Source organism: Mesorhizobium sp. M0590 (assembly GCF_040320905.1).
In the GTDB taxonomy this organism is placed as follows: domain Bacteria; phylum Pseudomonadota; class Alphaproteobacteria; order Rhizobiales; family Rhizobiaceae; genus Mesorhizobium.
The window spans coordinates 320,090-338,898 of sequence record NZ_JAMYQN010000001.1 but is presented as its reverse complement, the minus strand read 5'-3'; the positions used below and the strand labels follow the sequence as shown (position 1 = coordinate 338,898).

The following is an 18,809-nucleotide window of genomic DNA, read 5'->3' as shown; positions in this document are numbered from 1 at the left end:
TCATGGGAATGTCTGTAGGCGCGGGTGGCGGAGGGCGCGGTGGTCGAGGCCACAGGCGGCGCGGCCGCCATCACGCGATGATATCGGAAATCAATGTCACGCCGATGGTCGACGTGATGCTGGTGCTGCTGATCATCTTCATGGTCGCCGCACCCATGTTGACGGTCGGCGTGCCGGTCACCCTGCCGGAGACGAAGGCCAAGGCGATGAACGCCGATACCCAGCCGATTACGATTACGATCGACGGCACAGGCAAGATCTTCGTGCAGGAGACCGAAATCCCGCAGGAGGAGCTGATCGCCAAGCTGAAGGCGATTTCTAAGACCGGCTACGAAGAGCGCATTTACGTCAAGGGCGACAAGACCACCAATTATGGCGACGCGATGGTGGTGATGGGTCTCATCCAGGACGCAGGCTACAAGAACCTCGGCCTGATTACACTGCCGAAACAGGATCAATAAACGCGAGATGAGGACCGGCCTCACCACATCGGTGATCTTGCATACGGTGGCGATCGCCTTCGGGCTGTTCACGCTGTCGGCGCCGGCTGCGCTTCCGTCGTCCGATGTCGAGTCGGTCGCAGTGGACATTGTGCCGATGGAGGCCGTCTCGCAGGTTTTGCAGGGCGACAAGAAAGCCGTGATGCACGAAAAGCCGGCGCCGCTGCCGACACAGCGTCCCGACATCGTGCCCGATGCCCAGAAAGTCGGCGAGAACAGCATCGATACCGACAAGCCGCCGACGCCTGAGGCCAAGCCCAAGCCGGTCGATATGACGGCGGCTCCGCCACCTGCGCCGACGCCGGTCGAAAAGCCCAAGCCCGAGGACGTGCCGAAGCCGCCGGAAAAGCCGAAGCCTATTCCCGCAACGGAGGTGGCGCCGGTGCCGCAGCCGAAGGAAGAGGTCAAGCTCGAACCGGTCAAGCAGACCGATCCCAAGCCGACGCCGGCCAAGGAGCCGACGCCCACGCCGCCGCAGGACAAGACCGCCGCGATCGATCCGCAGCCCGAGGTCAAGCCGGATGCCGTCGCCGAGGCGATTGCCAAGCAACCGCCGACCGAGGAGGCGCAGCTTCCGGACTCGGCGCCGGCGCCCGAGGCTCGGCCGAAGCCGCAGCCGGCCCAGGCTGAAAGCGCGAAGGCGCCGGAGCGCAAGGACACCGACAAGCCGGTCAAGGAAGCCTCGTCCAGGCCGAAATCGGACGACAAGCAATTCAATGCAGATGAGATTTCGGCGCTGCTCGACAAGCAGAAACCGTCCGGCGGCGGCGCCAAGCGCTCGACCCAGCAGGCTTCGCTCGGCGGCGAGAAGAACCAAGGCACCAAGCTCTCGCAGAGCGAGCTTGATGGCCTGAAGGCCCAGATCAAACGCTGCTGGAGTGTGACACCCGGCACATTCGATGGCGACAGCCAAAAAGTCACCATCAGGATGAAGCTCACGCAAAATGGCGAGATCGACGGCGCTCCGGAAGTCGGATCCGCGGGCGATGGCTCAATGGGCTCCCGAGTCGCCTCGGAAGCAGCGCGGCGCGCAGTGCTGCGATGTGCGCCCTACAATCTGCCCGTCGCAAAATATGACGGCGAGCTGGGATGGAACGAGGTCGAGGTCAATTTCATCCCCAGCGACATGTATTGATTGCCGAGAGAACAACGAGGCTGAACGAATGAAGAAGTTGCTTACGACGCTGATGCTGATCGGCACGATTGCGACCGCCATGAGCGGGCTCGCCACGCTGCCGGCAATGGCGTTGGTCCAACTCGACTTGACCCAACCCAATATCGAGCCTCTGCCGATTGCCATCACCGACTTTCAATCGGGCGACGCATTGGGCGCGGAGATATCGGGGATCGTCATCGACGATTTGAAGCGCTCGGGCCTGTTTGCTCCGATCGACAAGAGCGCCTTCATTGAAAAGATCTCCAACCCGGATGCCACGCCCCGCTTCGAGGACTGGAAGGTAATCAACGCCCAGGCTTTGGTCACCGGCAGCGTCGGCAAGGAAGCCGACGGCCGTGTCCGCGCCCAGTACCGGCTGTGGGACGCCTTTGCCGGCCAGCAGCTCTCGGGCGAACAGTTCTTCGCCAACGACGCCAATACTAGGCGCGTCGGCCATATCATCGCCGATGCGATCTACGAGCGGCTGACCGGCGAGAAGGGCTATTTCGACACGCGCGTCGTCTTCATCGACGAGTCCGGTGCCAAGAATGCGCGCAAGAAGCGGCTTGCCATCATGGACCAGGACGGCGCCAACGTCCGGTACCTGTCGAACGGCAAATCGATCGTGTTGACGCCGCGCTTCTCGCCGAACCGGCAGGAAATCACCTACATGTCCTATGAAAGCGGCCAACCGCGGGTGTATCTTTTGCAGATCGAGACGGGGCAGCGCGAGCTGGTCGGCAATTTCCCCGGCATGACGTTTGCGCCGCGCTTTTCGCCGGACGGCCAGAAGGTGATCATGAGCCTGCTGCGCGATGACGGCAATTCCAACATCTTCGCCATGGATCTGAGAAGCCGCTCGACGACCAGGCTCACCAACTCGACCGCCATCGACACCTCACCGTCCTACTCGCCTGACGGTAGCAAGGTGGTGTTCACCTCGGATCGCGGCGGCCGCGCGCAGATCTACGTGATGGGCGCCGACGGCTCGGGCCAGACCCGCATCTCGTTCGGCGACGGCGTCTATTCGACGCCGGTGTGGTCGCCGCGCGGCGATCTCATCGCCTTCACCAAGCAGACCGGCGGCGAATTCCAGATCGGCGTCATGCGCACCGACGGTTCGGGTGAGCGCATCCTGTCCACCGGCTTTCAGCAGGAAGGGCCGACCTGGGCGCCCAACGGCCGGGTGCTGATGTTCTTCCGCGATTCCAATGGCGGACCAAAACTTGTTTCGGTCGATCTCACCGGCCGCAACGAACAGTCGATCCCGACGGCGAACTTCGCCTCGGATCCGGCCTGGTCGCCGCTGCTGGAGTAGGCGGGAAGAGGAATTGAGGAAATGAGGAATTGAAGAACTGAAGAACTGAGGAGATGGAGAAGCCGGGGCGCTACGTTGAGCGCGCGAGGGACCTGGAGGTCTACAAACGCGCCTACGCGGTTTCTCTTGAGGTGCATAGAGCCACGCTTGCTTTTCCGAAAATTGAGCAATACGCGCTAGCCGATCAATTGCGTCGCTCGAGTAAGGCAATCTGCGCCAATTTAGCTGAGGGATTTGCCAAGCAGAGCCATTCCAAAGCCGAATTCGCTCGCTTCGTTTCGATGGCGGTGGGGTCATGCAGCGAAGTGGAGACGTGGATATGTTACGCGTTCGATCTTGAATACATCACGCAGTCCCAACTCGACGCCTGGCGGCAATCTTATGCCCAAATCCATGGGATGCTCGTGAGCCTCAGAGAGAAGCTGACGTAATTCCTTTTCTTCAATTCCTCAGTTCTTCAGTTCCTCAATTCCCTCTTTTTCATGTTTTGGCCGCATTTCCGCCTACGGTCCGCGCTCATTGTCGCCTTTGAGTAGCCCTCGGCAGAACGGTTGCGGACGGCAGCCGAAAACCAAATTTTAACCGTGTTTCTTGAGCGCTGGTTAACCCAAACGTGGTTACTGGACGATCAATGAAATCACTCGAATTGCGAAGGAGAGGCGGCATGGGCCGTATCGCAGCACTTACCACAAACCCGGTCATGATCGCGCTGGTCGCTATGCTCGCGATCACCGGTTGCGCCTCGAAGAAGACGCCGAACAGCGCCGCCGATCTCGGCCTCAATGGCGCCGGCGCGGCAACGCCCGGGTCGGCCCAGGACTTTACCGTCAACATCGGCGACCGGATCTTCTTCGATACCGATTCGTCCTCGATCCGCGCCGATGCGCAGACGACGCTGTCGCGCCAGGCGCAGTGGCTGAACCAGTACAAGCAGTATGCCATCGTCATCGAAGGCCATGCCGACGAGCGCGGCACGCGCGAATACAATCTGGCGCTCGGCGCCCGCCGTGCTGCCGCCACACGCGACTTCCTGGTCGCCAAGGGTGTTTCGGCGCAGCGCCTGAAGACCATTTCCTACGGCAAGGAGCGTCCGGTCGCGGTTTGCGACGACATCTCCTGCTGGTCGCAGAACCGCCGCGCCGTAACCACGCTGGGCGGCGCCGGTTCTTGATCGGCATAAATGCAACACTTGGTGCGAAAGGCGGCCAAAAGGCCGCCTTTTTCATATCTGCTCGCTCCAAACAAAATTTGGCCGAAGTCTCACGTCCTGTTAAGAGCCGAGAGCGTCTGGCTAGTCCCCAGTTGACTGGTCTACTTCGAATGAGAGGCGCGCAACAATGGTTTCACGGCGAGAGGCACATGCATTTCAGATCGGTCTTGAGCGGCACGCTTGCGCTGCTGCTCGTATCAAGTATCGCGGCACTTGCTGACGGGGCAAACGGCACCGGGCAGTCATCGGAAAGCGGTTTTTCCTTCCACCTGCCGACGATCAAACTGCCCGGCATTTTCGGCGAAAAGAAAAAGCCGGATCAGGTTCAATTCGCGCAACAGGATGGCACCGGCACTCCGGCGCTGGAGGAACAGCTCCGGCAGATGAATGGCAAGATCGAGGAACTCAATTTCCAGGTCCTGCAGATGCAGGAGCAGATCCGCAAGCAGCAGGAAGACAACGAATTCCGCTTCCAGCAGTTGGAAGGCGGTCCGCAAGGCGCGCAGCAGCCGGCCGAGCAGAAGAAGTCCGAGGCGGCGCCTAGCAGCGACAGCCCCAACGGCGACAGTAACGTGGCGGAGGCGCCGGGGACGCCGGCTCCGGCCGATGCGGGCAAGGCGGCAGACGGCGACAAGAGCGTCGAGGACGTCATCGTCGAATCGCCCAACGGCGATCCCGGCAAGCTGATCCCCGGCGCGCCGCCCAAGACGTTCGGCACCATCACCGTCGACAAAAACGGCAATGTCGTCGAAGCCGACGGCAATGCGCAAGCGAATGCGCCGCAGCAGAATACGGCCCCAGCCAACGGCGCCAGCGCAGCCGGCAACAAGGCCGGTAAATCCGATGATACGGTGGTCGCGGCACTCCCGTCGACCAACGATCCGGAGGAGCTTTACCGCAACTCTTACCAGTTCATCCTGTCGGGCGACTACAGCACCGCCGAACAGGGCTTCCGCGACCATATCGCCCGTTTTCCCAAGGACGCCAAAGCGGCGGACGCGCATTACTGGCTTGGTGAATCGCTGCTCGGCCAGCAGAAATACCGCGATGCGGCCGAGACTTTCCTCGCTGCCAGCAAGGACTATCCCAAGGCCAAGAAAGCGCCGGACATGCTGCTGAAGCTCGGCGTTTCACTGGTCGGGCTGAAGCAGCGCGACGTGGCCTGTGCCACCTTCAGCGAGATCGGCAAGCGCTACCCCGATATTTCCGGCGCGCTCAAGGAGCGGGTCAAGCAGGAAAGGGCGCTCGCGGCGTGCTAGTTTTTCCGTTGCATGTCGTTGCCCCAAAACCGGGCCCACTTTTGGACGACATGCATGATGCTCGACACCGAGCCTGACCTTCCGGATTTTTCGCGGATCGACTTTTCCAACGGCGCTGTTGCGGCCGTGTCCGGCGGCAGCGACTCGACCGCCCTTCTCCTCCTCCTCAAAGCCCATCTCGACCGTAACGCCCCGGCAACGAAATTGCTGGCGGTAACGATCGATCATCAATTGCGGCCGCAAGCGGCAGCGGAAGCGCAAGCCGTGGCCAGGCTGTGCGCGGCGCGCGGCATTGCCCATCGCGTCCTCGCCTGGTCGGGGCACAAACCATCGACCGGCCTGCCTGCCGCCGCGCGCGAAGCCCGATACCGGCTGCTCGCCGAGGCCGCCGAAGCGGCAGGCATCGGCCTGATCCTGACCGGCCACACCGCCGACGACCAGGCCGAGACCGTGCTGATGCGGCAAGCACGTGACGACGGGCCAGGTGAGGAGAGGCCGCGCGACGAAGGGCGGGGCCTTGCCGGCATGGCGCCGGCAACCCTCTACGATTGGCGGCACTGGATCGTGCGGCCGCTGCTCGGCGTGCGGCGTGCTGAGCTGCGCGAATTGCTGCAACGCGAACAGGTCGCCTGGATCGAAGATCCGACCAATGCCGACACTGCTTTCGAGCGGCCGCGCGTCCGCGCAGCACTTGTTGAAGGCGACGATGCGCCTCGCATGGCTGAAGCTATGGCGCTGGCCAGAAAGGCGGCGGCCGAGCGTGAGCAGCTGGGCAATCGCGCGGCCATGCTGATCCGCAGCTTGGCCTCCAGGCCGGCCGCCGGCCTCGTCCGCCTCGATCGGGATTTTGCGACGGCCGCCGACAGCCGGACGGCCATTTATGCGCTGCGCATCCTGCTGGCGGCGACCGGCGGCACCGCCTTCCTTCCCGACCAGGCCCGCAGCGAAGCCCTTTTCGGCCGGTTCCGCACCGGGCCGCTTTGTGCCACATTGTCGCGGACCGTGATCGATGCCCGGCGTACCGGCATCTTTCTGCACCGCGAATTGCGGGATCTGCCGCCCGCTGTTGCGGTTTCCGACAATGCCCTGTGGGACGGCCGCAGACGGATCACATTGGGCGACAGTTCAGGTGCATTGTTGATCGCGCCGCCGTTGGTGGCACCGCTCGGGGCGGCTCTTGCCGCAAAGCGGGCAATTGAAGGGCATGGCACGCCGGCAAGCCTTGTACGTGCCGCCCTGGCCGCCGAGCCGGCGCTCTGGCGGGACGGCGAATGCCTTGGTTTGCTCGGGGAAGGCCCGGGTTTGCCCGGGGAAGGCCCGATGCCGGCGGCTGTCGCCGCATATCCGGCAGTCGCGCCCTTCGCCCGTTTCCTGCCGTCCTTCGATCTGGCGCCGGCCGATGCCGTCGCCGCGTTGCTTGGCGCGGCGCCCGTTCCAGCCGTGCCATTCGGCGGCCACAGTGCCGGCCTACCACGGGCGAAAGCTTAACCGAGACCTGCTGTTATGCTTGGCAAGGGGGAACGCTCTCCCTATGTTAGGGCCAAGTTTCCTCTCACGACGCGTGTCCGCCCAGCGGGCGCCAACGGGACAATTGATGAATCCGAATTATCGCAACCTCGCGCTCTGGGCGATCATAGCGGTCCTGCTCATCGCGCTCTTCAATCTTTTCCAGACGCCGCAGACGCGTGGAGCCTCGAGCGATGTTCCCTATTCGCAGTTCCTGCAGGAAGTCGCGGCGGGACGGATCAAGTCGGTGACCATCGCCGGCGCCCGTATCTCCGGCAATTACACGGACAGTTCCAACGGCTTCCAGACCTATTCGCCTGGGGACCCGTCGCTGGTTTCGCGCCTGCAGGACAAGAACGTCACCATCAATGCGCGTCCTGAATCCGACGGCTCCAATTCGCTGTTCGGCACCCTGATCTCCTGGCTGCCGATGATCCTCATCCTCGGCGTCTGGATATTCTTCATGCGCCAGATGCAGTCCGGTTCCGGCCGCGCCATGGGCTTCGGCAAGTCGAAGGCCAAGCTTTTGACCGAAGCACATGGCCGCGTCACCTTCCAGGACGTCGCCGGCGTCGACGAAGCCAAGGAAGATCTGGAAGAGATCGTCGAGTTCCTGCGCGACCCGCAGAAATTCCAGCGGCTCGGCGGCAAGATCCCGCGCGGCGTGCTGCTCGTCGGTCCTCCCGGAACCGGCAAGACGCTGCTCGCCCGCTCGGTCGCGGGTGAAGCCAACGTGCCGTTCTTCACCATTTCGGGCTCGGACTTCGTCGAGATGTTCGTCGGCGTAGGCGCAAGCCGCGTCCGCGACATGTTCGACCAAGCCAAGAAGAATGCGCCTTGCATCATCTTCATCGACGAAATCGACGCGGTCGGCCGCCATCGCGGCGCCGGCCTCGGCGGCGGCAATGATGAACGCGAGCAGACGCTGAACCAGCTGCTGGTCGAGATGGATGGCTTCGAATCCAACGAAAGCATCATCCTGATCGCCGCCACCAACCGGCCAGACGTGCTCGATCCGGCGCTGCTGAGGCCGGGCCGCTTCGACCGCCAGGTGGTGGTGCCGAACCCCGACATCGTCGGCCGCGAGAAGATCCTGAAAGTGCATGTGCGCAACGTGCCGCTGGCGCCCAATGTCGACCTCAAGGTGATCGCGCGCGGCACGCCGGGCTTTTCCGGCGCCGACCTGATGAACCTGGTCAACGAATCCGCCCTGATGGCGGCGCGGCGCAACAAGCGCCTCGTCACCATGGCCGAATTCGAGGACGCCAAGGACAAGATCATGATGGGCGCCGAGCGCCGCTCGTCGGCGATGACACAGGCCGAGAAGGAGCTGACCGCCTATCACGAGGCCGGTCATGCCATCCTGGCACTCAACGTGCCGTCGGCCGATCCGCTGCACAAGGCGACCATCATCCCGCGCGGCCGGGCACTCGGCATGGTCATGCAGCTGCCGGAAGGCGACCGCTATTCGATGAGCTACAAATACATGATCTCGCGCCTCGCCATCATGATGGGCGGCCGTGTCGCCGAGGAGTTCAAGTTCGGCAAGGAGAACATCACCTCCGGCGCCTCCTCCGATATCGAGCAGGCGACCAAGCTGGCGCGTGCCATGGTGACGCGCTGGGGCTTCTCCGACAAGCTCGGCCATGTCGCCTATGGCGACAACCAGGAGGAGGTGTTCCTCGGCCATTCGGTGGCGCGCACGCAGAATATCTCGGAAGAGACGGCGCAGATCATCGACGCCGAAGTGCGCCGGCTGATCGACGAGGCCTATTCGACGGCAAGGTCCATCCTGACCAAGAAAAAGAAGGAATGGATCGCGCTGGCGCAGGGCCTGCTCGAATACGAGACGCTGTCCGGCGAGGAGATCAAGCAGCTGATCGCCGGCAATAAGCCCGCGCGCGACCTTGGCGACGACACGCCGCCGAGCCGCGGCTCGGCCGTGCCGAAGTCCGGCCGCCGCAAGAAGGGCCCCGAGCCCGAAGGCGGCATGGAACCCCAGCCATCAAGCTAGGCTCCGGCCCAGGACAGATCGACTTCGAAACGCCGCGGCTCTAACCGCGGCGTTTTCTCTTGGGGAATGCGACCCTTCCTGCATCGCTGGAAATTGGCGAAAGTGACGATAACGGCCAATCTCCCCCCTCGTGGGGGAGATGTCCGGCAGGACAGAGAGGGGCGCGAAGGAATGGGGCCTTCTATCGTCCTCGTTGACGACTTCGGGAAGATTGACAAGGCGCGCCGGAGAATGAAGTTCGCATTTTTTGCCGACGGCGCCACATTTTGTTCTTGCTTTGTGCCGGCAGGTATGCTACTAATTTGAGTATGGTGCCAATTGGCGCCGCCGACCCGCCCACGGAGGCGGGTTTTTTTATTTCAGGCTCCTTCGACCCGACGTGGCGCGTGCTGGCGACCATCGATGTCGGCGGGACAGTGCCCTGGACAGTGCCCCTCTGTCCTGCCGGACATCTCCCCCGCACGAGGGGGAGATTGCTAGTCTAGAGCGGCGGCCGATGCCGCCTCTTCTGAACGCGCGGCAGCATGCAACAAAAAAGCCCGCGAACCTTGCGGCTCGCGGGCTCATGTCGTCGGATGGTGGCGCCGGTCAGCTCTTCAGCTTGGCGTTGCAGAGGCTGTAGAAGCCGCCGCCTTTCTGGATCCACCTGAGGCCGCCCAGCGTGTTGGCGTCCTTGTTGGCGTAGTAGAGGTCGAGGCAGGTGTGCATGCGGCCCTTGGCCGGGGTCTCGGTTGCATACTTCTTGGAGACCGCCGTCGGGAATTTCACACCCTGGGGGGCGGTGATCGTCGGCGGTTGCGGATCGCCGGTGTACTTGGCGTCGGGAGCCGGCAGGGTGTCGTCGTCGGCTGCGCCGGCGCCGCATTGGCTCTTGCGGAAGTCGTTCCACTTCATGCCATTCAGCGTGTTGCCGGTCTTGGCAGCCTGATATTTGGCGCTGCAATCCGCCATGCTGAGGCCTTTGCCGGTATCGGTCGCGGCGGCTGTCGTCGCCTTGGCAGGTGCCGCGGCAGGCTGTGCGGCTGCAGTTGCGCCGGCGGCGCATTCACTCTTGCGGAAGTCGTTCCATTTCATGCCGTTGAGCGTGCCGGCAGCCTTGGCGGCCTGGTATTTGGTGCTGCATTCCTTGGCCGTCAGCCCAGGCGCCGCGTCATCGCTGCTGGTCGCCGCTGCTTTGGTCGTGGCGGCGGGTTGTGCGGCTGCCGTCGCGCCGGCGGCGCACTGGGTCTTGCGGAAATCGTTCCACTTCATGCCGTTGAGCGTGCCGGCAGCCTTGGCGGCCTGGTATTTGGTGCTGCACTCCTTCGCCGTCAGGCCCGGCGCCGCATCGTCGGCGGCGGCTGCCTTGGTCGTGTCGGCGGCCTTGGCCGTGGCTTTGACTGGGGCGGGATCGTTCGTAGCAGCGGTGGCATCGGTGCCGCATTGGGCCTTGCGGAACTGGTTCCAGTTCTGCCCGCCAAGCGTTCCCGCATCCTTGGCCGCGTTATACTTGGTGCTGCACTCGGCCATGGTCAGCGCATTGGCAGGCGCCGCCAGGAATAAGGTCGCGACGGCAAGACCCGTCAAAGTGGCAAGTCGGTGGATGAGCATGCTTGTTCTCCCTACGGCGGTTCATGATATGTCCCAGTGCAGCAATAGCGCTCAACGGCTGGTTGCGCCAGATGCTAAGTAGCGTAGAGACAAATTTAGAAGTGCATTCTTTTCTTTAAGGTGATGAATTCGTTGCCGGGACTGTCTCCCGGCCAAGTTCGTCCGGGTGCATTGCACGGAGAGCGCGCATATGGCTGGTTCCCAGCGAGGACACTGCGTCGCATGACAGCCAGTCAAATCGGCGCGTGCGGCGGACCTGAGCCTACCGCTGTCTGGAGCAGCACGATGCGGATTCGGGTTCAAGGCCACACTGCCACAGACCAAAGGATACAGCTGAGGTTTGAGTTGACGTTTCTGATGCTGCTGCCGCAACAAGGGCTCGGAACTTGAAAATCAACACACTAGCGTGACGCAAAACACACAAAACAATAATTTTCTAAGGATTGGTCGTCCATAATCATACAATGTGATGACGGGGCTTGGGCCATTTTATGGCATGAGATGCTCGGAAAGAACCATCGGGAAGCTGGCGAACATGGCAGGACATTATTTCGGTACGGACGGCATTCGTGGGCGCGCCAACAAGTTTCCAATGACGGCGGAGGTCGCCATGCGGGTCGGCATGGCCGCCGGCCTCTCCTTCCAGCGCGGCAGCCACCGCCACCGCGTCGTGCTCGGCAAGGATACCAGGCTTTCCGGCTACATGATCGAGAACGCGATGGTATCCGGCCTGTGCGCCGCCGGCATGGATGTCTTCCTGCTCGGCCCGATTCCGACGCCGGCTGTTGCCATGCTGGTGCGCTCGCTGCGCGCCGATATCGGCGTGATGATCTCTGCCTCGCACAACCCCTATTACGACAACGGCATCAAGCTGTTCGGCCCCGATGGCTATAAGCTGTCCGATGAGATCGAGGAGCGTATCGAGGGGATGCTCGACAAGGATATCGAACTGGCGCTCGCCGATTCCGATGGGCTCGGCCGCGCCAAACGCGTCGACGGCGTGCATGACCGCTATATCGAATTCGCCAAGCGCACGCTGCCGCGCTCGATGTCGCTGTCGGGCCTGCGCATCGTCGTCGATTGCGCCAATGGCGCCGCCTACAAGGTGGCGCCCGACGCGCTGTGGGAACTCGGCGCCGAGGTCGTTGCCATCAATGTCGAGCCCAACGGCTTCAACATCAACAAGGAATGCGGCTCGACTCATCCGGCCGGCCTGCAAAAGAAGGTGCACGAGGTGCGCGCCGATATCGGCATTGCGCTCGACGGCGATGCCGACCGCGTCGTCATCGTCGATGAAAACGGCGCGATCGTCGATGGCGACCAGATCATGGCACTGATCGCCGAATCCTGGCACCAGAGCGGACGGCTGGCCGGCGGCGGCGTCGTCTCGACGGTGATGTCCAATCTCGGCCTCGAACGCTTCCTCGGCGACATGAACCTGCAGTTGCATCGCACCAAGGTCGGTGACCGCTATGTCGTCGAGCACATGCGTGCCCATGGGCTCAATGTCGGCGGCGAACAGTCGGGCCACATCGTGCTGTCCGATTTCTCGACTACCGGCGACGGGCTCGTCTCGGCGCTCCAGGTGCTCGCCTGCATCAAGCGGCATAACCGGCCGGTCAGCGAACTGTCGAAGAAATTCGAGCCGGTGCCGCAGCTTTTGAAGAATGTGCATATTTCCGGCGGCAAGCCGCTGGAGGAGGCGCCGGTCAAGGCGGCGATCGAAGATGCGCGCAATCGCCTCGGCAAGGCCGGGCGCCTGGTCATCCGGCCATCCGGCACGGAGCCGCTCATCCGCGTCATGGCGGAGGGCGACGACCCGCAGCTTGTCGAGTCCGTGGTCAACGACATCGTCGAGGTCATTTCGGAAACGCGCAGCGCCGCCTGATCTCCCTCCAACATGGGTCAAAAGCCCGCCTTGCCGGCGGGCTTTTTATTGGGTCGCGGCCAGCTCCGCCTGCAGCAACGGCCGCCAGATTGCTCGACTTTTAGAGATTCGTGGTTAATCAATACGGTTAAACGCCTTTTAACCTTTCCGATTCATTATCCACAACTGAGGTCAATCACATTTCGGGCGCGTTCGCCGTTCGAGGGTTTCTCAGGGGTGATAAGCATGTTCAACACAGCAAGAATGGCTCTCCTGGCTGCGGTGTTTGCCGGCGCCGGGCCGGCATTCGCCGCCGATTTCGTCGAGCCGCCCGTCGTCGAGGAGGCGCCGCCACCGATCGCCTACGAGCAGCCGGCCGACTTTGGCGGCTGGTATATCCGTGGCGACATCGACTATCACTGGTCGAAGTTTCGCGGCGCCGACTATATCACCTACGGACCGCCTCCCGGAACCGGCACTTTTGACAGCGGCAAGCTGAAGAGTGCTTTCTCGGCCGGTGCCGGCGTTGGCTATCAAATCGACCGGCACTTCCGCACCGACTTGACCGCGGACTGGATGAGCAAATCCACCTTCCGCGGCTCGACCAGCGGCATCTGCCTTGATGGAGATCCTTGTACTTCGGTCGACACCTCGTCCTATACCGCGCTGCTGCTGCTCGCCAACGCCTATGTCGATATCGGCACATGGCACGGTATCACGCCCTATGTCGGCGCCGGCATCGGCGGCGCCTGGGTTAAGTGGGATACACTCCACAACAGCGATGAAGACGGTGAATTCTTCCACCGCGGCGGCAAGGGCTGGCGTTTTGCCTATGCTGCCATGGTTGGCGCATCCTACTGTTTGACCGATCGCGTCAAACTCGACGTCGGCTACCGCTACAGCCATATAAACGGTGGGAAGATGTTCGACTTCGGCAGCGGCGTCGGCCCCGGCTATGACAATGGCATCAATGTTCATGAGGTGCGCGGCGGCCTGCGCTACCAGTTCGGCAGATCGGACTGCGTTGAACCGGAACCTTATGTTCCGGAACCCGAGCCCGTCTACACCAAGTAGTCGCTTCGAAATCGAGGAATTCGTTGACCGCCCGGCTGATGCCGGGCGGTTTCGTTTGGCTGCCTAAACATGCTGCGGCGCTCTGTAACACCGTCCGGCTCGAGGAGCGAAGGCGGATCAAATCAATTGCTAACGCCTTGTTATCCTTAACCCGCACTTAACCACTATGGTTAACAATGCTGTCTGAAACGGCGCGCGATCGCGAATGCGCCAAGTTCGGGAGCCGAGGACCATGACATTCAAATCGCCTGTAGCACTGGCGCTTGCAGCAGTCGTCCTGGTGCCGCTGACGCCGGCGCTTGGCGCCGATTACGAACCGCCGGTCTATGTCGACCAGGCGCCCGACTATGTACCGGTCGAGGTTGGCTCGGGATGGTATCTGCGTGGCGATGTCTCCTATCTGGTGCAGAAGAGCTTCAAGGATGAGCATTTCGCCTTTACACCCGCGAGCTTCGACGAAAAGGAAGATCCCATCTTCGCCAGCATCGGCTTCGGCTACCATTTCAACGACTATCTGCGCGCCGATCTCAATGTGGGCTATCTTCCCGGCAACAAGATCGACGTCGGCTATAACGACGGAACGACCGTGGCATCGGCGACCCTGAAGAACTATGCCTTCTCAGGCATACTCAATGGCTATGTCGATCTTGGGACCTATGTCGGAATCACACCTTATCTCGGCGCTGGTGTCGGTATCCTGCAGAGCAAGCGTCGCCTGTCGGCGAGCTACTTCACCGACAACGCCGACCCCACCGACGATTTCGTCCTGCGTGACAACAAGACCCAATACTCCTTCGCCTACACGCTGAATGCCGGCCTTGCCTACCAAGTGTCCAAGAACGTCTCAGTCGATCTGGGCTATCAGTATTTTTCCGCGCCAGACGCCGAATATGTGACTGCCGAGAGCCTGACTTCCTTTCCGATCCGCAAAGGAATCAACAATCATCAAGTCAAAGTCGGACTACGCTACGATCTCTGGTAGGCTCGATCGAAGCCGAGGCGTTGACAATGGCGGGTCGTAGGCCCGCCGTTTACGTTTCGTCGCCGGCAATATCCCGGCAGCGACAAAAACTTTCCCCTTGACGCCGAAAGCCTGAACGCATATCGCCGTCCGTGGGCCACCCCTCCCCAACGAGGGGCCACTATCTGGAAGGATAGACCACGATGACGACGCATACGAAGCCCGGATTCCGTCCGGCAAATCCCAATTTTTCCTCAGGTCCCTGTGCAAAACGCCCCGGCTGGTCGGTCGAGGCGCTCAAAAATGCCGCGCTCGGGCGCTCGCACCGTGCCAAGATCGGCAAGACCAAGCTCGAACAAGCGATCGAGCTGACGCGGGAAATCCTCCAGGTTCCGGCGGATTACCGCATCGGCATCGTGCCGGCCTCGGATACCGGCGCGGTCGAAATGGCGCTGTGGTCGCTGCTCGGCGAGCGCGGCGTCGACATGGTGGCCTGGGAGAGCTTCGGCTCCGGCTGGGTCACCGATGTGGTCAAGCAGCTGAGGCTCGCCGATGTGCGCAGGTTAGAGGCTGACTACGGCGCACTGCCGGACCTGACCAAAATCGACTTCGACCGCGACGTGGTCTTCACCTGGAATGGCACGACGTCGGGCGTGCGCGTGCCGAACGGCGACTTCATCCCGGCCACACGCAAGGGCCTGACCATCTGCGACGCCACTTCGGCGGCCTTTGCGCAAAAGCTCGATTTTCAGAAACTCGACGTCGTCACCTTCTCCTGGCAGAAGGTCTTGGGCGGTGAGGGCGCGCACGGAATGCTGATCCTCAGCCCGCGCGCCGTGGAACGCCTGGAAAGCTACAAACCGGCCTGGCCGCTGCCGAAGATCTTCCGTCTCACCTCGGGGGGCAAGCTGATCGAAGGCATCTTCAAGGGCGAGACGATCAACACGCCGTCGATGCTGTGCGTCGAGGACTATCTCGACGCGCTGCGTTGGGCGAAGTCGATCGGCGGCCTCGACGCGCTGGTCACCAGAGCGGATGCCAATGCCGCTGTTCTCGATCGCTTTGTCGGAAAATCTTCCTGGCTCGGCCATCTTGCCGTAGACCCGGCGACGCGTTCGAACACATCGGTCTGCCTTTCCTTCACCGATCCGGATGTCGCTGCACTCGACGCCGATGGACAGGCTGCGTTCGCCAAGGCAATTGTCTCGGCGCTCGACACGGAAGGCGTCGCCTACGACATCGGCACCTACCGCGATGCACCGCCCGGCCTGCGCATCTGGTGCGGCGCGACAGTCGAGACCTCCGACCTCGAAGCGCTGCTGCCCTGGCTCGACTGGGCCTTTGCCGCGCAAAAGGCGTCGCTCAAAGCGGCGGCCTGACTCCCTCCCCCTCGAGGGGAGGGTGGCCCGAAGGGCCGGGTGGGGTCGCCTCCACCCGCTCAACGATCCGCCATCCAGAAAGAAAAAGATTTGGCCGCATCCGGCCGCAACGACCCCACCCCGGCGCTTCGCGCCGACCCTCCCCTCAAGGGGGAGGGACGCCAATCGCAAAGGACCAAGCCAATGCCCCGCGTTCTCGTCTCAGACAAACTTTCCACCACCGCCGTGCAGATCTTCAGGGATCGCGGCATCGAGGTCGACTATTTGCCGGATCTCGGCAAGGACAAGGAAAAACTGCTCGAAGTGATCGGCCAGTATGATGGGCTGGCCATCCGCTCGGCGACAAAGGTCACGGAGAAGCTGATCAATGCCGCGACCAGGCTGAAGGTCGTGGGCCGCGCCGGCATCGGCGTCGACAATGTCGACATCCCGGCGGCGAGCCGCAAGGGCATCATCGTGATGAACACGCCCTTCGGCAATTCGATCACCACCGCCGAGCATGCCGTCGCCATGATCTTCGCGCTGGCCCGCCAGATACCGGAGGCCAACGCCTCGACCCACGCCGGCAAATGGGAAAAGAACCGCTTCATGGGTGTCGAGATCACCGGCAAGACGCTGGGCATCATCGGCTGCGGCAATATCGGTTCGATCGTCGCTACGCGCGGCGTCGGCCTGAAGATGCATGTCATCGCCTTCGATCCATTCCTGTCGGACAGCCGCGCCGAGGAGCTCGGCGTCGAAAAGGTCGAGCTCGACGAGCTGTTCGCCCGCGCCGACTTCATCACGCTGCACACGCCGCTTACCGACAAGACGCGCAACATCATCGACGCCGCGGCGATCGCCAAGATGAAGAACGGCGTGCGTATCATCAACTGCGCCCGTGGCGGGCTGATCGTCGAGGCCGACCTGATCGCGGCGCTGAAGAGCGGCAAGGTGGCCGGCGCCGGCATCGACGTGTTCGAGGTCGAACCGGCGGACAACAACGCACTGTTCGGCATGGAGAATGTCGTGGCGACGCCGCATCTCGGCGCGTCGACCACCGAAGCGCAGGAGAATGTCGCCCTGCATGTCGCCGAGCAGATGTCCGACTATTTGATCAAGGGCGCCGTTTCCAACGCCATCAACATGCCGTCGATCACCGCCGAAGAGGCGCCGCGGCTGAAACCTTTCGTCAAGCTTGCCGAAGTGCTCGGCGCCTTTGTCGGACAGGTCACCGAGGATCCGATCAAGGAGGTCGAGATACTGTTCGACGGCTCGACCGCGACGATGAACACGCGCGCGCTGATCAGTGCCACCCTTGCCGGGCTGATCCGGCCGCAGGTCTCCGACGTCAACATGGTGTCGGCGCCGATCATGGTGAAGGAGCGCGGCATCATCGTCGCCGAGGTCAAGCGTGACAAGTCGGGCGTGTTCGACGGCTATATCAAGCTGACGGTCAAGACCGAGCACAGGACGCGCTCGATCGCCGGCACCTGTTTCTCGGACGGCAAGCCGCGCTTCATCCAGATCAAGGGCATCAATCTCGACGCAGAGGTCGGCCAGCACATGCTCTACACGACCAATGCCGACGCGCCCGGCATCATCGGTCTGCTCGGCACGGTGTGCGGCGAGAACGGCGTCAACATCGCCAACTTCCAGCTCGGCCGCAACCGGCCGGGCGGCGATGCCATCGCATTGCTCTATCTCGATGCGCCGTTCCCGGAAAACGTGTTGGCGCAGGTGCGCTCGCACAAGTCGATCGACTCCGCCAAGCGGCTGCATTTCGATGTGGGGATAGCCTGAAATTCGGTCGCCCCGTGTGCAGCAGCACGCGGGGCGGTGGAACGTCGCGGCAAGCGACTTCATTCAGCAGCGGATGCCGCCATCTTCCGTCCGCTGTATTCGGCGAGGCTGATGCCACCGAGCACCAGCGCGAGAGCCAGCGCCTGATAGAGCTGGAATGTCTCACCGACAATCAGCACCGATAGCAGCGTACCGAAGATCGGCACCAGATTGATGAACAGGCCGGCCCGGTTGGCGCCGATCAGCTCGTTGCCCCTGATATAGAAGATCTGCGCGATGACCGAAGCACCGATGGCGGTATAGAACGCGACCGCCCAGCCGCGGGCATCGGGGACAATGACCTTGCCGGCGGCAATCTCCCACAGGAAGAAAGGCAGCGATGTGACGAGTGCGGCAACCGACAGCGCCAGCATCAGGCTCTGCCAGCGGATGACCGGCTTCAGCCGCAACCCCACCGAATAGAAGGAGTAGCAAAGCACGGCGACCAACATGATCGCGTCGCCAAAGTTGAGATCCAGCTTGAGAAGCTGGCGCAGGTCGCCATGGCTCGCCGTCACCGCGACGCCAATGATGGTCAGCACGACGCCAGCTATCTGCACCCGGTTCACCCGCAGGCGAAACAGCACGAAATTGGCGATGATGATCACGATCGGTATCGCCGCCTGCTCGATCGAGACGTTGATCGCCGTCGTGTAGTTGAGCGCCGTGTAGAAGATCGCATTGAAAAAGGCGAAGCCGCAAGCGCCGAGCCCGCCAAGCAGCAACCAGTGCCTGCGCACCACCGGCCAGTCTTGGCGTAGCGTTCCCCAGCCGATCGGCAGCAGGATCAGAACCGCCAGCAGCCAACGCAGGAAGACCAGCGTCATCGGCGAGATATGACCGACCGCCAGCTTTCCCGCCACGGAGTTGCCGCCCCACAGCAAGGTGGTGAACAGCAGGAACAGATAGGCGGCTCGATGCATCGTGAACTCCCGGCCAGGCAGAGGGAATTTGACGGTCGGTGTGGGCCTATTGCGACCGCCAGCCCAAGTAAATGATGTCAAAGGCGAAAATTGTTGTGCCTCGGAGCGCTTTGGGCGGCAAAGAGTGGTCGCGCTCGCCGGGTCTTGACGCTATAGAGCGACGTGCGTGCAATTGGACGCTACAAAGTACGCGTCGGAAGGCTTTAATCTCGCGTCGTGCTTTTCCGAAAA

Annotated in this window: 15 protein-coding genes; 13 read left to right on the top strand and 2 right to left on the bottom strand. The window is 62.4% G+C overall.

What is annotated here, in order from left to right; translation table 11 throughout:
- Nucleotides 1-2: 2 nt before the first annotated feature.
- The 8 genes from tolR to ftsH all read left to right on the top strand — a co-directional run bounded on the left by tolR (nucleotide 3) and on the right by ftsH (nucleotide 8,963).
- Nucleotides 3-461, top strand: coding sequence for a protein TolR (gene tolR, locus NKI52_RS01705; RefSeq protein WP_023677996.1), 459 nt, complete (start codon nucleotides 3-5; stop codon nucleotides 459-461).
- Between the two features lie 7 nt (nucleotides 462-468).
- Nucleotides 469-1,635, top strand: coding sequence for a cell envelope integrity protein TolA (tolA, locus tag NKI52_RS01700; RefSeq protein WP_352589956.1), 1,167 nt, complete (start codon nucleotides 469-471; stop codon nucleotides 1,633-1,635).
- A gap of 28 nt (nucleotides 1,636-1,663) precedes the next feature.
- Nucleotides 1,664-2,974: a Tol-Pal system beta propeller repeat protein TolB gene (gene tolB / locus NKI52_RS01695; protein WP_352589953.1), complete on the top strand. Its 1,311-nt coding sequence runs from the start codon at nucleotides 1,664-1,666 to the stop codon at nucleotides 2,972-2,974.
- A gap of 53 nt (nucleotides 2,975-3,027) precedes the next feature.
- Nucleotides 3,028-3,405, top strand: coding sequence for a four helix bundle protein (locus tag NKI52_RS01690; RefSeq protein WP_352450823.1), 378 nt, complete (start codon nucleotides 3,028-3,030; stop codon nucleotides 3,403-3,405).
- 233 nt (nucleotides 3,406-3,638) lie between these two features.
- Nucleotides 3,639-4,145 (top strand): peptidoglycan-associated lipoprotein Pal, encoded by a 507-nt coding sequence (pal, locus tag NKI52_RS01685; protein WP_023677992.1) that lies wholly within the window; start codon nucleotides 3,639-3,641, stop codon nucleotides 4,143-4,145.
- Between the two features lie 188 nt (nucleotides 4,146-4,333).
- Nucleotides 4,334-5,443 carry a tol-pal system protein YbgF gene (ybgF, locus tag NKI52_RS01680; RefSeq protein ID WP_352589950.1) on the top strand — a complete coding sequence of 370 codons (1,110 nt, stop codon included), beginning with the start codon at nucleotides 4,334-4,336 and terminating at the stop codon, nucleotides 5,441-5,443.
- A gap of 57 nt (nucleotides 5,444-5,500) precedes the next feature.
- Nucleotides 5,501-6,931: a tRNA lysidine(34) synthetase TilS gene (gene tilS, locus NKI52_RS01675; RefSeq protein WP_023677990.1), complete on the top strand. Its 1,431-nt coding sequence runs from the start codon at nucleotides 5,501-5,503 to the stop codon at nucleotides 6,929-6,931.
- A gap of 106 nt (nucleotides 6,932-7,037) precedes the next feature.
- A complete protein-coding gene (ftsH, locus tag NKI52_RS01670; protein WP_023677989.1) occupies nucleotides 7,038-8,963 on the top strand; it encodes an ATP-dependent zinc metalloprotease FtsH in 1,926 nt (641 codons plus the stop codon).
- Between the two features lie 588 nt (nucleotides 8,964-9,551).
- On the opposite strand, the gene NKI52_RS01665 is transcribed toward ftsH, so the two are convergent.
- Nucleotides 9,552-10,214, bottom strand: coding sequence for a hypothetical protein (locus tag NKI52_RS01665; RefSeq protein ID WP_502897737.1), 663 nt, complete (start codon nucleotides 10,212-10,214; stop codon nucleotides 9,552-9,554).
- A gap of 874 nt (nucleotides 10,215-11,088) precedes the next feature.
- Between NKI52_RS01665 and glmM the strand changes: the two genes are divergently transcribed.
- From glmM to serA, 5 genes are all read left to right on the top strand, one after another.
- Nucleotides 11,089-12,441, top strand: coding sequence for a phosphoglucosamine mutase (gene glmM, locus NKI52_RS01660; protein WP_031213285.1), 1,353 nt, complete (start codon nucleotides 11,089-11,091; stop codon nucleotides 12,439-12,441).
- Nucleotides 12,442-12,666: 225 nt separating this feature from the next.
- Complete coding sequence (locus tag NKI52_RS01655) at nucleotides 12,667-13,494, top strand: outer membrane protein (RefSeq protein ID WP_352589941.1); 828 nt, start codon at nucleotides 12,667-12,669, stop codon at nucleotides 13,492-13,494.
- A 232-nt stretch (nucleotides 13,495-13,726) separates the two neighbouring features.
- Complete coding sequence (locus NKI52_RS01650) at nucleotides 13,727-14,476, top strand: outer membrane protein (protein WP_352450819.1); 750 nt, start codon at nucleotides 13,727-13,729, stop codon at nucleotides 14,474-14,476.
- A gap of 182 nt (nucleotides 14,477-14,658) precedes the next feature.
- The gene (locus NKI52_RS01645) at nucleotides 14,659-15,834 is read left to right on the top strand and encodes a phosphoserine transaminase (RefSeq protein ID WP_352696862.1); all 1,176 of its coding nucleotides are present in this window, start codon (nucleotides 14,659-14,661) and stop codon (nucleotides 15,832-15,834) included.
- Nucleotides 15,835-16,017: 183 nt separating this feature from the next.
- Nucleotides 16,018-17,616, top strand: a complete 1,599-nt coding sequence (serA, locus tag NKI52_RS01640; RefSeq protein ID WP_023680656.1) for a phosphoglycerate dehydrogenase — start codon at nucleotides 16,018-16,020, stop codon at nucleotides 17,614-17,616.
- A gap of 59 nt (nucleotides 17,617-17,675) precedes the next feature.
- Here the strand turns inward: serA and NKI52_RS01635 are convergent, their stop codons facing one another.
- Complete coding sequence (locus tag NKI52_RS01635) at nucleotides 17,676-18,578, bottom strand: DMT family transporter (RefSeq protein WP_023680655.1); 903 nt, start codon at nucleotides 18,576-18,578, stop codon at nucleotides 17,676-17,678.
- Between the last annotated feature and the right edge of the window lie 231 nt (nucleotides 18,579-18,809).